Below are 14,121 nucleotides of genomic sequence, written 5' to 3' on the forward strand. Positions count from 1 at the left end.
ACAAACCTCTACGCGTTGGTATGCGCGAACTCGTCTTCGCTCTCGAATACGAGCCGGGGTGCAACAGGGTGGCGGACGCCCTTGCCGACTACCCCGACGCCCGCGTCCGCTCACTCTCGCTGCACGCAACTGCTGACCGTCTCTGGCGGGTCGACCACGCCACCGGAACTCCTGAGGCGCTCGACGCCATCGAGGATGCTTTTCTCACCGGCGACTACTACGCTGACTGTCTCGCCACTGAGGACTGCGGGGCCACACAGACTACTCGCGTTCTGGATCGGATGGACGACACGCTCGTCCTCTACTCCGACTGGGAGCGCACTCCCACCTGCGCCTCAGTCCCTCATATCGCTCGCGACCACCTCGGCGACGGTGTCTTGTTCGAGACCCGCCACGAAGGCCGCCACTACACGTGGCGGCTCATCCACTCCGGCGAAGGCAACGTCGCGGCGTTCTTCGACGCTCTCGAAGTCGCTGTCGGGGAGTGCGCCCAGATGGAGATGCTCCGTACCGCGGACACGACGGCGTCGGTAGGAGGAGCCGAAAAGACGCATAGTGGTCTGTCACCGGAGCAGGAGGCTGCACTCCGGGCGGCCGTCGAACACGGGTACTACGAGTCCCCACGCGAAGTTGACGTCGGAGAACTGGCCAAGCATCTCGACGTGCCACGGTCGACGCTCACCTACCGACTCCGCCGAGCGGAGGAACACTTGGCGAAGCAGCACGTCGCCGGCGAGCGAGTACCGGAAGAACCGCCGGAAGCACGCTGACTATCGGTTTGGAATATTCCAACAAAGGCTTATCGAACTGACGCTCCTACCGTGAGCTGATGACAGAGAATCCGGACGCAGCGGGGAAGACGAGCGGAGGCGGGCAGCGACAGGAGTTGACCGTCCGCCTCACTGTCCCCGAGATGGACTGTCCCTCCTGCGCTCAGAAGGTGGACAAGAGCCTTCAGCGCGTCGACGGCGTCGTCGACGCCACGCTCCAGCCGACCACAGGCACGGCCACTGTCACCTACGATCCCGACCGCCTCAGCGAGGACGACGTCGTTCAGGCCATCGAAAATGCGGGATACGAAGTGGTCAATCGGGGTGACGACACCGAAGATACTGGTGGTATGGAGATTGCGCCGCCGTCCGAAGTCTGGACGAGTTCTCGAGCCATCAAGACGTGGATCGGTGCTGCATTCGTAACGCTGGGGCTCCTCTTCGAGTTCGTCCTCACCGGACAGAACGTTACCGTTGCGGGCGTCCTCGACTACCCGCTTCACGTCGCGGACGTACTCTTCCTCGCCGCGACCGTGGCCAGCGGAACCCCGGTTATCCGCGGAGGCTACTACTCCGCGAAGAATCTGAGCCTCGACATCGATTTGCTGATGGGGACAGCAATCATCGCCGCGACCGGCATCGGCTACTTCGTCGAGGCGGCGACGCTGGCCGTCCTGTTCAGTATCGCCGAGTTGCTCGAGGACTACGCGATGGACAGGGCACGGAACTCCCTGCGCGAGCTGATGGAGCTATCGCCCGACGAGGCCACTGTCCGCCGCGACGGCGAGGAGGTGACGGCTCCCGCCGACGAGGTCGAGGTCGGCGAGACGGTCATTGTCCGCCCCGGTGACAAGATTCCGCTCGACGGCACCGTCGTCGAGGGCGGTAGTGCGGTCGATGAGTCGCCGATTACGGGCGAGAGTGTTCCGGTTGACAAGACCGTGGGCGACGAAGTGTACGCGGGGAGTATCAACGAAGAAGGCTACATCGAGTTCGAGGCCACCGCACCTGCCTCGGAGTCGACGCTCTCGCAGATCATCGAGATGGTGCAGGGCGCACAGGAGAAAAAGACCGAGAAAGAGCAGTTTGTCGACCGTTTCGCGGGCTACTACACGCCGACCATCGTCGTGTTGGCGATTCTGACCGCCGCGCTCCCGCCGATGTTCATCAGCGGGGGTGCCATCGTCAGTCTCGCTGGCTTCTCGCATACTTTCAGCGGGGGCTGGCAGACGTGGTTCATCCGCGGACTCACCCTGCTGGTGATCGCCTGCCCGTGCGCGTTCGTCATCTCCACGCCCGTCTCTGTCGTTTCCGGTATTACGAGTGCCGCGAAGAATGGCGTCCTCATCAAGGGTGGAAATCACCTGGAGGCGATGGGCGAGGTGGACGCCATCGCCGTCGACAAGACCGGCACCCTCACCAAGGGCGAACTCGCCGTCACGGATGTGGTAGCACTCGGCGGAGCAACCGACGAGGAAGTCCTCCGGCACGCGGCCGCACTCGAACAGCGGAGCGAACATCCCATTGCTGAGGCGATACTCGCGCGAGCCGACGACGCGGAAGTAGGCGACTTGCCTGCTATCGAGGGGTTCGAAAGTATCACCGGAAAAGGGGTTCGAGCGAATGTCGACGGCGAGGCGTACTATGCGGGCAAGCCGGCTCTGTTCGAGGAACTGGGGTTCGACCTGTCGCACGCCCACCTCCGTGCCGACGGCGGCACGGTCGCCGGGGTGGCCCACGAGCAGTGCGATCGCGAGGACTGTGCCGACATCGAGAACGGCGCGATCGCGCGATTCGAGGACGAGGGAAAGACAGTCGTCCTCGTCGGCACGGACACCGCCCTCGTCGGAATCATCGCCATCGCCGACGAGGTGCGACCGGCCGCCGAACGAGCGGTCACGCGGCTACACGAACTGGGCGTCGAACACGTCGTGATGCTAACCGGCGATAACGAGGGGACGGCCCGCGCGATCGCCGAACGGGTCGGCGTCGACGAGTACCGTGCCGAGCTATTGCCAGACGAGAAGGTCGACGCCGTGGAGGCGTTACAGGCAGAGTACGGCGACGTGGCGATGGTCGGCGACGGCATCAACGACGCACCCGCATTAGCGACCGCCGACGTCGGCATCGCGATGGGTGCCGCAGGCACGGATACGGCACTCGAGACCGCCGACATCGCGCTGATGGGCGACGACATCGGGAAACTCCCGTACCTCTACGCGCTCTCGCACAAGGCCAACGGCGTGATCCGGCAGAACATCTGGTTGAGTCTCGGCGTGAAGGCGTTGCTCGCGCTCGGCGTCCCGCTGGGACTGGTGAGCGTCGCGCTCGCTGTCGTGGTCGGCGATATGGGGATGAGTCTCGGTGTCACCGGCAACGCGATGCGGCTCTCGCGAATCGCCCCTGAACGCGTGCACGGTGAGGTGGACCAGGAACCGGGTGCATGAACCCATGAACGCTACCGAAGAAGACAGTGCCACCTCACGCAAAACCGGATCGCGAATCGAACGCGAGAGCAACGAGCTCGCTGGACCCGCTCGGGACGGTCCACCACGCAACTCGAACTGCTCGAATCCCGCCCCCCGAGAGCGGGGACAAGAATAACAGATACCCCGTCTGAAATCCATCACGATAATGAACCCCTTCAATGCGATTCGCGAGTTCGAAGCCGATGGAACGACTTACAAGATGGCTGACCTCACGGTCCTCGAAGAGCAGGGCCTCTGTGAGCTCGACAAGCTCCCGGTCAGTATCCGCGTCATGCTCGAATCCGTCCTTCGAAACGCCGACGGGGAGGACATCACCGAGGAAGACATCCGTGACCTCGCTGGCTGGCAACCGGACGTACCCGACGCTGACATCCCCTTCCAACCGTCCCGGGTTATCCTTCAGGACCTCACCGGCGTCCCTGCCGTCGTTGACCTAGCGGCACTTCGGTCGGCCGTCGACCGCAAGGACCGCGACCCGAGTCTCGTCGAACCCGAGGTACCCATCGACCTCGTCATCGACCACAGCGTTCAAGTGGACTACTTCGGCAATGAGGAGGCCTACGAGAAGAACGTCGAACTCGAATACGAGCGCAACGGCGAACGGTACCGCGCGCTGAAGTGGGCGCAAAACGCCTTTGATGACTTCAGCGTCGTCCCGCCCGGAACAGGCATCGTTCATCAGGTGAACCTGGAGTATCTCGGGCAGGTCGTCCACGAGCGCGAGCAAAACGGTGAAAACTGGCTGTTCCCAGATACGCTCGTCGGGACGGACAGCCACACGCCGATGATCGGCGGCATCGGCGTCGTGGGGTGGGGCGTCGGCGGCATCGAAGCCGAAGCCGCGATGCTCGGCCAGCCCATCACGATGAACCTCCCCGAGGTCGTCGGCGTTAAGCTCACCGGCGAACTCCCAGAGGGCGCGACGGCAACTGACCTCGTGCTGCACGTCACCGAACTGCTCCGAGAGGTCGGTGTCGTCGACCGGTTCGTCGAGTTCTACGGACCCGCCGTGGAGACGCTGACCGTCCCCGACCGGGCAACTATCGCGAATATGGCGCCCGAGCAAGGCTCGACCATTAGCATGTTCCCCGTCGACGAGGCTACTCTGGACTACCTCGAACTGACGGGCCGCGACGAAGATCACATCGAACTCGTCCGGGAGTATCTCGACGCCCAAGGGTTGTTCGGCGAGCAGAATCCCGAGTACACCGAGACGGTCGAACTGGATCTCTCGACCGTGACACCGAGTCTTGCCGGGCCGAAGAAGCCACAGTCACGTGTCGAGATGGGCAACATGCGAACCCACTTCCGGGAGTTGCTCCACGGCGAGTTCGAGGAGGAACTCGACGAGATCGATCAGGAAGCCATCAGCCGCTGGCTCGCAGAGGGCGGCAACACCCAGACCGAGTTGACCGGTGAAGCAACCGACGCCGAGCGAACCGACGGCGGCGTTCAGCAAGAGACTCAGACCGAGAAACCGGACCTAGGACCGCTCACGGAGCGCGCGAACGTAAGGCTCGATGGAACCGACGTGGAGATCGGACACGGGAGCGTTGTCGTCAGTGCGATCACCAGCTGTACAAACACGTCGAATCCCTCGGTAATGCTGGCGGCCGGGCTGCTGGCGAAGAATGCTGTCGAGCGGGGTCTCGACGTCCCAGACTACGTCAAGACGAGCCTCGCGCCTGGCAGCCGCGTCGTCACCCAGTACCTCGAAGCATCGGGACTGCTACCGTATCTTGAGGAACTCGGCTACAACGTCGTAGGCTACGGCTGTACGACTTGCATCGGGAATGCGGGTCCACTCCCCGAATCCATCGAGGCAGCCATCGACGAACACGACCTCTGGACGACGAGCGTACTTTCCGGGAACCGGAACTTCGAGGCGCGTATCCATCCGAAGGTGCGGGCTAATTATCTCGCCAGTCCGCCGCTGGTGGTGGCGTACGGGCTCGCTGGCCGGATGGACATCGACCTGGAGCACGACCCGCTGGGGTACGACGAGGACGGCAACCCGGTCTACCTCGCGGACCTCTGGCCGGACAGCGACGAGATTCACGAGGCGGTCCACGACTTCGTGGATCCGTCGATGTTCGAGGAGAAGTACGCCGAAGTATTCGAGGGCGACGAGCGGTGGGACGCGCTGGACGCGCCGACGGGCGAGGTCTACGAGTGGGACGAGGACTCGACCTACATCCGGGAACCGCCGTTTTTCAAGGACTTCCCGCTGGAGAAACCCGGCGTCTCCAACGTCGAGGATGCACGGTGTCTGCTAACGCTGGGTGATACGGTGACAACCGACCACATCAGTCCGGCCGGACCGTTCGGCCCGGACCAGCCGGCGGGCCAGTGGCTCATGGACCATGGCGTCGAGCCCCACGAGTTCAACACATACGGTGCTCGCCGGGGGAACCACGAGGTGATGATGCGGGGCACCTTCGCCAACGTTCGCATCGAGAATCAGATGCTCGACGACGTGGAGGGCGGTTACACGATCCATCACCCGTCCGGTGAGCAGACGACCGTTTTCGAAGCAAGCCAGCGGTACCGCGAGGAGGGGACTCCCCTTGTTGTGATGGCAGGTGAGGAGTTCGGGACGGGGTCGAGTCGTGACTGGGCGGCGAAGGGAACTGACCTCCTCGGCGTTCGCGCGACCATCGCCGAGAGCTACGAGCGCATCTACCGGGACAATCTCGTCGGGATGGGCGTGCTGCCGTTGCAATTCCAAGACGGTGACTCCTGGGAGGCGCTTGGATTAGACGGCTCGGAGGTCTACACGATCTACGGGTTGGACGACGGGCTGGAGCCGATGGCTGAGTTGACCGTGACCGCGGAGCGGTCAGACGGGTCATCGGTCGAATTCCCGGTGACGGCCCAGGTCGGGACGCCCGCCGGAGTGCGATATATCGAACACGGCGGCATCTTACATTACGTGCTTCGACAGCTACTGACCGAATCGTGATAACGGCGACGGCCACAAATAGGAGATTTCACAGCAGTGAGGGCGTGGAGGATGTCAATCAGTTGAATTCGCTTATCAGGCAGACGGCGACAGTGGGTTTCGCCAAGAGTAAACGGAAATTCCTCGTTATTCGGCCACCGAGCTTTTTAGCATAGTCTTAGATGAAAGAGTATGCAGACAGCTAATCCAAATCTGACCGAAGGGGAACAGGAATGCCTCGATGCGTGCCTCGCCGCTGTTTCGGTCTGTGAGTGGTGTGCGGACGCCTGCCTCGACGAATCAGGGATGGCCGAGTGCGTTCGGCTCTGTCGGGATGTCGTTGACATCGCTTCCCTACATGCACATCTCACTGCTCGCAACTCCCCGCATAGCGGTGAACTCGCCGAACTGTGCGCGTCGGTCTGCGAAGCCTGTGCCGAGGAGTGTTCACAGCACGAGCACGACCACTGTCAGGCCTGTGCCGAAATCCTCCCTGAGTGTGCTGAAGCCTGTCGGGCGGTCGCCTGATTCTCAACCAGTCCAACGCTGGGACGAGAGACTATCCTCTTCACTCGATCTCCAACAGTTCATCTAGTTCTGTGTCCTCCTCCCGTGTTTACCATTTGAGTTCGAATTCGACATTGCGTTCCGCAGACCCAACTTCGTCGCCCTCATCTTCGACTTCGGCTTCGAAGATAACGGTAGTTGGTGGATCTACGTAGAAGGTCCTAAAGCCAACCAGCACGGGGACCGGACCTTCCTCCCGGAGCTTCTCGGCGAACACTCAAAGTAGTCCGCGATCTCTGCTCGGGAGAGTCGCTCTTCGGCCTCAATTTCTTCTGTCATTATTAGACGCTTCGTCGCGAGCAGCCCTAGCATTAGGGCCAACTGTAGTCATTGAGTGACGTACTCTAGAGAGGAAGGATCTATCGTCGATTGGCGACTCCATCATTCTCGGCAAACTTTGTCCCAATTTAGGGAATGATTTCCTCTCTGAATCATCGTGTGCATGGAGACGGCCAGTCCCAACTTCTGTTCTCCATTGGAAGTCCACAGGTTCGGAGGATGGCAGAATACAAAGCACTAGCGGAGCGATACGACGGATTATCGTCACACTCAGTCGTGAGCGGCGTCGGCATCCGCTATGCCGACGCCACAAACGGAAGCCGCGGTGGATGGCCTCGTCGAACAGGCCGAAGAACTGTGCACGCTTCACGACCACATCACCCGAGTGATCGCCGCCCTCGACGTTTCGGAGGGTCCGTTTTCCGACCAGTACGGACGGGCCAGCACGACCGACTTCGCGTTCGAGTCGGTCGTGCGGATGTTCCTCTACCAGCACGCGCGCGGGTTCAACGACAGCGAACTCCACCGCCGGCTGAAAGGGACAGCCTACGTATTCATCCGGTTCGAACTCGGACGAGCACCGACTCAGCAGGCGATCAACTACATGTGGCGGCGACGATTCTCACTGGCTGACCGACGAGCGATCAAGGCCACCGCCCGCGACATACGGGCGGTGGCCGCCGACCACGATATCGTCTCAGACGGAGAGCCACGTCTCGATCCCGGCGAAGTCAGTGACGCGGGCGTCACTGACGAGCACATCATGCAGGCGATCCGGACTGCTCGCGACCGCGGCCTCGGTGCCTTCGAGACCGACCGCGCAGCGAATGCGCGGTATCCCGATGAACTGTTCTTCGAACGCCAAGCGTATCTCAACCTTGCCGACGTGGGGACGACGACCCCACGTCGGCGCTTCGACCAGCTGAGCGACTGGAACAACACACCCCACGGCGATACACACCTCCGCACGATGAAACAGATCGCAGCACCGACTGAACAGATGTCGCTCACCGACTTTGCAGACGGTGAGCGACCTCGCGACTGGCAGCGGATCCGTGAGGCGATCCTTGAGCCGTTCCACGCGGGATTGGAGTGTTTACTCGAAGAGATCGACGCGAACGACGGGCTCCGCGAGCCCGTCATCGCGGCAGTCGACATCACTCACTGGGAATTCTATCCCTCGCCGTACAAAGACGATGACGACGTCGAACCAGAGGATGACGTCGTCATCGTCAACGGCAAGGAGAAGGTTCCAAAGGACGAATTTCCCGAGATGGTGAGCGGTGACAAAGAGGGACGTAGCTACAAATTCGCAACGCTGACGATCATCGGTCAGGACACACCGATCGTCCTCGGAATCGAACCCGTCCGGGAGGCGTCGACCTGGGAGGGCGACGCCTCCCAGATCGAGAGCCACACAAAAGCCGATATCGTCCGGCGGTTACTGGCGCAGGCCCAACAGCACGTCGAGATCCACAAACTGTTCGCCGATCGTGAGTTCGACGCCATGGAAGTCCGGGACGTGATCGACCGGCACAACATTACCTACCTTATTCCACGACCAGTCTACGCCGCCGATCTCGATCAGATTGAGAAACTCGAGGAGCACCCGCTCGCCGACGTTGCCGTCGAGCGAGCGGTGCCTCTCTCTGTAGACGGTCGCTCACACGAACTCAGCTTCATGTACGTGCCATCGACGGAAGAAGACGGCAAATACGCCGTCTTCACGACGAATCGTGACGTCACGCCCGACCAAGTCATGGGACTCACCGCACAGTACAGCCACCGCTGGCAGATCGAAAGTGAGTACAAAACCATCAAACACCATTTCCTCCCGACCACAGCCTCCACTGATTACCGTGTCCGGCTGCTGTACTTCGTCCTTGGCGTCGTCATGTACAACGTCTGGCGCCTCACGAACCTCCTGCTTCGTGAGGCGGTCTCCGGTAGTCTTGGCGCGAAGCCGCCGCTTCGCGCCGGCGAAGTCGTCGAGCTCGTCGGCTTCTGCCTAGTCCCACCCGACTGACCGGCTCCACCCCTCTAGTGGGCGAGAATCGTCCCGGACCGCGGGACTCGGGAGTGACAACTCCCTCCCGAGTCCCGCTCTCTCACTGTAACTCTCCGGCTTCCAGGGTGTCCAACTGACTCACGCATCGATCCTTCCGAACTATCATTCATCTCAACCGCAATACATCCGTCTTCCCCTCCATCTCGCTTGTATTTTCGATATCCTCCGAACCTGTGGAAGTTGAGACTACACCGGGTTTAGCGGGGCTGTGATGCGTGGTTTCGGGCGAATTTTCGAGGCGAAGCTGCTTCGGATCTCCTCTCAATGGTCTTCTCGTGTCGTACTACCAACTAGATTGGTGAAGTTCCAAGATTCCCGACAGCGTTGCCACTCAGGAATCCGTACTGGCCCCGGACAGAGTATCGCTCTATCCGATTCCGGTCTCCTTCTTCAGCAGCGTGAGCGTATTGTCGGCCGTCACAATGGGTGAGTGTTCGTACTCACCCGTCAACTCGACTTGGACGAGTAGATCGACCGCTCGCCAAATCGAGTAGAGAAGACACGCAAACGCGAAGTAGAAGAACTGCAGTCCGAAATTCGTCGACGCCGTCCGCGAGCGCATCAACGCGCTCTCCAAGGACGACGGCTGGACCGGCTACCTCCTCCCCGGACAGTCAATCACGCGGCCGATGTCCACCCAGACCGCCCGTCGCTGGCTCCGCAACCTCGGCGACTGCGCCGACGTCACCATTGACGGCGGGCATCCGCCCCTGAAGATGGGCCGCCGAACCTGGTACCGGCTCTACCGCCAGCAACGCCCCAGCATCGAAGCGGGTACGGCCGCCGTCGCCGCCTCGTAGGGGAGTCGTGACGCATCCGTCTCCGAGCGCAACTACCTCGACGAGCAGACGCGTCGGCAGGCGCGCGCCGACGCGATACGCGACCTCGTCCAAGAGGAGTTCGCCGACATCTTCGAGGAGTGAATGCCGAGGGTTACGAGACTCGGACGATATCCTGGAGGTCGAACAACTGGAGGTCATCACGCTCGGCGACCGCGTCGCGGACCGCCTCGGTCGCACCGCTCCGCGTGAACAATACGTATTCGACATCGGCGTCGCCATCATCTCGCGGCGTCCACCGGACCTCTTCAGCGTGCCCTTCCAGTGATGCGAGCGCGCTGTAGTCGAGGGGTGCGTTCGTGAACTTGCACTCGCCGACGACCATCGTTCCGTCGTCAGTGAATCCGACGACGTCAATCTCGTGTTCTTTGTACCACCAGCGCCCGATGTCGAGGAAGAGCTCATCCGGGTAGAGGTCCGGGAGAGCGTCCTGACAGAGCGTCTCGAACGCCGGGCTGACGAAGTCTGCGAGTTCTGGTTCGATGAGTGCCTCATAGGCGTCTTCGCCGAGGCGCTCGTAGCGGTCTTCGTTCCCGTAGACGAATCGGAACCAGAACCGGAACAGCGGGTCGAGGAGCCGGTACCGGCCGCGGCGAGATTTCGCCTTCTGCTCCGTGAGTGGAACCTCCCGCTCGATGAGCCGTAATCGCTCGAGCTTCTGTGTGTACGTCGAAATCTGTTTTCCGTCGATCCCGATCGCTTGCGCTATCTCGTTCGACGTCGTCTTCCCCGCCGCGATCGCGGTGAGGATCGCGAAATACCGATTCGGGTCGGTCAGCTCGGTGCGGAGCACGTACTCGGGTTCGTTGTGGAGGTACCCTCGCTGTGAGAGCACTTCCTCAGTGAGAACCGTTCCGAGGCCTCGAGTTAAGTCCACTCCGTCGAGGTAGTACGGGACACCGCCGAGGACGCCCCACGCGAACACACGGTCTTCGGGCGTGTAGGCGTCCGAGAGGAACTCCTGAGTGGCGGTGAAGTCAAGCGGTCGGAGGTCCAGTTTTACGGTCGCTCGGCCGTAGAGTGGACTGTTCCCGAGGAGAGCAGCTTCTTCCATCATGCTGATCGATGAGCCGACGAGAACAAGCGTTCCAGACGTCTGCTGGAAGTGATGATCCCAGAGGCGCTGGATGACGGAGGGGAGACTCCCGTCAGCGTCGATGAGATAGGGGAATTCGTCTAAGACGACGACCGCGTTTTGGTCACCGAGATAGCCGAGGAGTGCCTCCCAGTCCCGCTTGATGTTCGTGATGCCAGGGAACGTCTCGGCGGCAACGTCGACGAACTCGTCGAGTTGGAGCTGTGCAGTAGTCTCTGTGCCCTGATAGACGACGGCGTCGTCCCGATCGCGGAGCGAGTGTTGAACGAGTTGGGTCTTTCCCAGACGCCGACGGCCGTAGATGACTGCCAGCTCGCCGCTGTCGGATTCGTAGCACTCCCGTAGCCGCGAGAGTTCCGCATCACGGTCCACGAAACGCTCCATAGGTATCAATCGCCGCCCACCAATAAAATACTCACGAATAGACTAACTTGGAATTGGCTATTTTGGAATTGGCTAATCTGGATCCGAGAACACCTCTACGCGTAATACTACGCAAGAACAATTTCGCAGGGTTGGGAGATCCACCCGTCCGCGTACAGCCACATTATAGATAGTGTAGATAGAAATCTATCTCATCTATTCCGTTCGTATAGAGATTGAAAAGGTGGAATAGTATGAATAGCTGAAGTAGAATCCTATTTTCTCAAGTTGGGAATGTTGCGCTATTTGTCAGGTTCGGAGGTGGCGTCTTCTCGCGCTCGTTCGAATCGGGCAGCGACTTCGTCAACTAGGTCCTCCTCAACGACAGTTCGAAGAAGCGCGTCCGTCATTTCGCGGACGACGATGTTCTGATAGCCGCGCTCGTTGAGTTCGCGTTCGAGTTCGTAATTGAGCCACGAGTCGAATTCGTCGATCGTCGACTGGCGCGCGTAGAATGGACGTTGCTGCGCCTCCTCGTAGGTGAATGCGCTATCGACCATCGGGTCACGCGTCGACTCCAGACTCGAATCTGATTCGTCGGCCGAATCCATGGATGTCTGGGAGTCAATGGAGTCGTCCCCGTCGTCGGGTTCGTCTTCAAGTGTACTGCCGAGGTCGGCGAACGGGTCGTCGTCACTCATCACGGACCACCTCACCGACCTCGACGATATGCGCGAGTTCGTCGAAGCACTTCAACTGATCACAGTCGGGGTCATAGTCAAGGAGCGGCATCCGCTCACCGTACGCCTTCGTGATACTCGTCCGATCGCGAATCCCGGGGGATGGATTCAGCTCTCCATCATCGACGGCATCCCAGTCGGTGACTCGTGCGAAGTTCGGGATGCGGTCTTGAAGGCTATCGTGGGCGTTGAGCCGTTCGAGAAGCTGACGATCCTGTGTCTGTTGGTCGATCCGGCCGCGAAGCATGTTCGGGACGAGCGCGAGCACATCGACGTCCATGTGCTTGCGGAGCGGCGCGATCTGTCGTTCGATCGTCCGCTCGAGTCCCGTCATCGCCTCGTTGCCGGGCGCGAGCGGGAGGACGAGGTTGCCGGTCGCGACGAGGGCGTTGTCGGTGAGCCGCGAGCGGTATGCCGGCGAATCAGTCACGATGTAGTCGTACTCGTCACCGAGCAGCGGGTCGACTATTTCGCGTTTCAACAGCGCAGAAGGTTGGAAGACGTCGCCGACGACGATTTCGCGTTCGACCTGTTCGAGGTCTTCGCTCGAAGGCAGGAGGTCGAAGTTGAAGCCCGTCTCGTAGATGACGGAATCGGGGTCTACCTCCTCGAAGAAGGTGTCACCGATGCTTTCGCTGGTGTCGTGATACTCGTCGTCGAAGCCGAGGCCGGTCGAGGCGTGTCCGTTCGGGTCAAGGTCGATGAGAAGGACATCGTGGTCGTGGGCAGCGAGCTGGCGAGCGAGATTAACTGCAACGGTAGACTTGCCAACGCCGCCCTTGAGCATACAGACCGCGACCGCTCGCGGGTTCTCCTGGTCCAACCCCACGTAGGACCTATTTGGGCTATTCGTTCTATCTGTACTATTCTTACTATCTGATTCAGTCATGCTGTTCACGAATAGGTCGGCATCGAACAAATAGCTATGCCTGAAAAAGATATTTGTGAATAGTATCCTATTTAAGGATAGTTATTCTCGGGTTTCAAGATCTATAGTAAGAATTCTCAGAGGTCATGAGCGGAATCATGGTCTCCGTTAATCTCGAAGAGTCGGTCGAATGCGGGGTGTTTGTAGAGAGTCTCACGGCAGTCACGACAGCGCGTGAAGAGGGGTTTCTCGACACCCCAGAAGTCAGAGCGCATCACGACTGCGCCATCACGGCGACCATAGCGACCACCAGACGTCGAGATATGGTTGAACTCTTGTCCACCGCATTCAGGACAAGGATCACTCTTGCCAGTCCAGTCCTCCCGTTCGATGCCAGTGAGTTCTCGCTCGTCACCGCTCTCGTCGATGATTTGTACTGGGGAGTTCATTGAGATGCGCCTCACCGCCTCTGGGCAAGAGAAAAGAAACGTGCGGCGAGGTAGTGGTTCGCTAGAAGAGTTCTTGTGCGAACTCTGTTGAGATCTCGGTTTGATCCTCAGTCGCTGCCTCGTCTAACATGCGACTGCAAACGGAGAGGACTTGGCGAAATTCCCCTGTGACCGCTGTAGGATCAGCTCTAAGCTCTCCTCAGTGAACGGTCGAACAGCACGTCCGGAGTCTGTCGTCGTCCGCTCTCGCACGAGATAGTCTTCGACAAGCTCGGTAAGGTTCTCAGCAGTCAGCGGTCGAAGTGCGACTTCTTGGCCGATACGCTCGCTGAACGCATGGTATTCACTCATGACGTCCTGCCAGACTTCCGGCGCACATCCAAACAGCATGCAAAGGCCATCGCTGTTCTGGTCCATGAGGTAGCGGATGCTGTTCAGCGTCGTCTGTTCGTTCTTCGGGGAGAGGCGGGCGATGCTCTCGAATTCATCGACGAAGACGAAGACGCCGGTATAGCCGAGGTCCAACAGCAGATTCTTTAAGGCGGTGAACGCACGGACGCTCATCGTATCGTCGTCAGGGCGCGTACGCTAGGCGAGTTCAGACACCTCTATCGATTTGTTCGTGACAGACGCAATCAACAGTCACCCAGCG

The 14,121-nt window shown here is 60.3% G+C and carries 11 protein-coding genes and 2 pseudogenes; 7 read left to right on the top strand and 6 right to left on the bottom strand.

From position 1 onward, the window contains the following. The first annotated feature begins 20 nt into the window (after positions 1-20). The 4 genes from EFA46_RS14385 (at position 21) to EFA46_RS14400 (ending at position 6,728) form a co-directional block, all read left to right on the top strand. A complete protein-coding gene (locus tag EFA46_RS14385; RefSeq protein ID WP_123078703.1) occupies positions 21-770 on the top strand; it encodes a helix-turn-helix domain-containing protein in 750 nt (249 codons plus the stop codon). Positions 771-829: 59 nt separating this feature from the next. Further along, entirely contained in the window at positions 830-3,217 is a 2,388-nt protein-coding gene (locus EFA46_RS14390) for a cation-translocating P-type ATPase (protein WP_123078704.1), read from the top strand. 187 nt (positions 3,218-3,404) lie between these two features. Beyond that, positions 3,405-6,221 (top strand): aconitate hydratase, encoded by a 2,817-nt coding sequence (locus EFA46_RS14395; protein WP_123078705.1) that lies wholly within the window; start codon positions 3,405-3,407, stop codon positions 6,219-6,221. A 171-nt stretch (positions 6,222-6,392) separates the two neighbouring features. Then, positions 6,393-6,728: a four-helix bundle copper-binding protein gene (locus EFA46_RS14400; RefSeq protein ID WP_123078707.1), complete on the top strand. Its 336-nt coding sequence runs from the start codon at positions 6,393-6,395 to the stop codon at positions 6,726-6,728. 88 nt (positions 6,729-6,816) lie between these two features. On the opposite strand, the gene EFA46_RS14405 is transcribed toward EFA46_RS14400, so the two are convergent. Next, positions 6,817-6,984 carry an amphi-Trp domain-containing protein gene (locus EFA46_RS14405; protein WP_158604293.1) on the bottom strand — a complete coding sequence of 56 codons (168 nt, stop codon included), beginning with the start codon at positions 6,982-6,984 and terminating at the stop codon, positions 6,817-6,819. Between the two features lie 387 nt (positions 6,985-7,371). Between EFA46_RS14405 and EFA46_RS14410 the strand changes: the two genes are divergently transcribed. Continuing rightward, positions 7,372-9,072 (top strand): transposase, encoded by a 1,701-nt coding sequence (locus EFA46_RS14410; RefSeq protein ID WP_255494127.1) that lies wholly within the window; start codon positions 7,372-7,374, stop codon positions 9,070-9,072. Positions 9,073-9,481: 409 nt separating this feature from the next. On the opposite strand, the pseudogene EFA46_RS16290 reads toward EFA46_RS14410, so the two are convergent. Beyond that, positions 9,482-9,664: pseudogene (locus tag EFA46_RS16290) on the bottom strand (transposase); the annotation flags it as partial. 79 nt (positions 9,665-9,743) lie between these two features. Between EFA46_RS16290 and EFA46_RS14415 the strand changes: the two are divergent. Next, entirely contained in the window at positions 9,744-9,914 is a 171-nt protein-coding gene (locus EFA46_RS14415; RefSeq protein WP_158604294.1) for a hypothetical protein, read from the top strand. A 133-nt stretch (positions 9,915-10,047) separates the two neighbouring features. Here the strand turns inward: EFA46_RS14415 and EFA46_RS14420 are convergent, their stop codons facing one another. The 3 genes from EFA46_RS14420 to EFA46_RS14430 form a co-directional block, all read right to left on the bottom strand. Continuing rightward, positions 10,048-11,433 carry an ATP-binding protein gene (locus EFA46_RS14420; protein ID WP_123078711.1) on the bottom strand — a complete coding sequence of 462 codons (1,386 nt, stop codon included), beginning with the start codon at positions 11,431-11,433 and terminating at the stop codon, positions 10,048-10,050. Between the two features lie 281 nt (positions 11,434-11,714). Continuing rightward, positions 11,715-12,113 carry a hypothetical protein gene (locus EFA46_RS14425; RefSeq protein WP_123078713.1) on the bottom strand — a complete coding sequence of 133 codons (399 nt, stop codon included), beginning with the start codon at positions 12,111-12,113 and terminating at the stop codon, positions 11,715-11,717. Beyond that, the gene (locus tag EFA46_RS14430; protein WP_123078715.1) at positions 12,106-13,041 is read right to left on the bottom strand and encodes a ParA family protein; all 936 of its coding nucleotides are present in this window, start codon (positions 13,039-13,041) and stop codon (positions 12,106-12,108) included. Before EFA46_RS14430 ends, EFA46_RS14425 begins: the two co-directional genes overlap by 8 nt. A gap of 125 nt (positions 13,042-13,166) precedes the next feature. Here EFA46_RS14430 and EFA46_RS14435 point away from each other — a divergent pair, with 125 nt between their 5' ends. Then, positions 13,167-13,472, top strand: coding sequence for a hypothetical protein (locus EFA46_RS14435; protein WP_123078717.1), 306 nt, complete (start codon positions 13,167-13,169; stop codon positions 13,470-13,472). Between the two features lie 58 nt (positions 13,473-13,530). Here EFA46_RS14435 and EFA46_RS14440 read toward each other — a convergent pair. Then, a pseudogene (locus tag EFA46_RS14440) lies at positions 13,531-14,045 on the bottom strand (BREX system ATP-binding domain-containing protein); the annotation flags it as partial. Between the last annotated feature and the right edge of the window lie 76 nt (positions 14,046-14,121).

The organism is Halarchaeum sp. CBA1220 (assembly GCF_003721175.2).
Classification (GTDB): domain Archaea; phylum Halobacteriota; class Halobacteria; order Halobacteriales; family Halobacteriaceae; genus Halarchaeum; species Halarchaeum grantii.

Excerpts from the sequence above, each read along its gene's own strand:
- EFA46_RS14400 (WP_123078707.1), top strand. The coding sequence starts at position 6,393 with ATGCAGACAGCTAATCCAAATCTGACCGAAGGGGAACAGGAATGCCTC.
- EFA46_RS14425 (WP_123078713.1), bottom strand. The coding sequence starts at position 12,113 with ATGAGTGACGACGACCCGTTCGCCGACCTCGGCAGTACACTTGAAGAC.
- EFA46_RS14420 (WP_123078711.1), bottom strand. The coding sequence starts at position 11,433 with ATGGAGCGTTTCGTGGACCGTGATGCGGAACTCTCGCGGCTACGGGAG.
- EFA46_RS14415 (WP_158604294.1), top strand. The coding sequence starts at position 9,744 with ATGTCCACCCAGACCGCCCGTCGCTGGCTCCGCAACCTCGGCGACTGC.
- EFA46_RS14435 (WP_123078717.1), top strand. The coding sequence starts at position 13,167 with ATGAGCGGAATCATGGTCTCCGTTAATCTCGAAGAGTCGGTCGAATGC.
- EFA46_RS14395 (WP_123078705.1), top strand. The coding sequence starts at position 3,405 with ATGAACCCCTTCAATGCGATTCGCGAGTTCGAAGCCGATGGAACGACT.
- EFA46_RS14430 (WP_123078715.1), bottom strand. The coding sequence starts at position 13,041 with ATGACTGAATCAGATAGTAAGAATAGTACAGATAGAACGAATAGCCCA.
- EFA46_RS14390 (WP_123078704.1), top strand. The coding sequence starts at position 830 with ATGACAGAGAATCCGGACGCAGCGGGGAAGACGAGCGGAGGCGGGCAG.
- EFA46_RS14385 (WP_123078703.1), top strand. The coding sequence starts at position 21 with ATGCGCGAACTCGTCTTCGCTCTCGAATACGAGCCGGGGTGCAACAGG.